Raw genomic sequence first — 687 nt, 5'->3', positions numbered from 1 at the left:
GATTTCTCCCCGCTGGAAAAAACACCCGATGTCGACATGGCCGTCGATCAGCGCTGTCACGATCTCAGCGGACATTYCGGCATAGATATGTATGTCATCGAGATTTCTTGGGTTCTGCTGGGCCACGAAGCGCTGCGCCATGACAACGCTCAGGCCCAGACGAAGCCGACCGCCAAGACTGTCGCTTCCGCCGAGTGCGAGCACCTGATCGTTGGCCTCGATGATCTTGCGGGCCTGCGCAAGCACCAGCTTGCCGAGGTCGGTCGGACAACTTCCGTTCGGCGTTTTGATGAACAGCGACCCGCCAACAAGTTGTTCGAGACGTTTGATTTGCGAACTCACTGCGGGCTGACTCAATCCCAATTGTTCCGCAGCCTTGGTCAAACTACCTGTTTCTGAAATGGCAACGACAGTACGAACAATTTCAATCGGAATATTGAGRTGCCGCTTGTGCATTTGAATATCCAGCCTCGCAATTGAGCCATGAATCAGACTGAGYGGTGTCGCGATTCTGTACCAATCATATATGCGTAATCACTCTTGGTTATATATTTGATTTGGATGGCATTTCCGAAATTGATGACGTCATCAAAATCGTCGGTGCTGTGACGACTGCCTGCTGAATTCGATGATGACAACGCGCGCGGTCGCATCGGACTCAATCGTGACAGGTGCCGATCCTTGTTC

1 protein-coding gene is annotated in these 687 nt (G+C 52.2%); it reads right to left on the bottom strand.

The features are described from left to right. Window positions 1-456 (bottom strand): LysR family transcriptional regulator (locus tag AC1DU6_RS34105; protein WP_477862848.1); only part of this gene is annotated, 456 nt, incomplete at its 3' end. Window positions 457-687 lie beyond the last annotated feature (231 nt).

It is taken from the genome of Roseateles sp. P5_B10 (assembly GCF_056400485.1).
The sequence above is the reverse complement of the archived record's forward strand: the minus strand, read 5'-3'. Positions and strand labels throughout refer to the sequence as shown.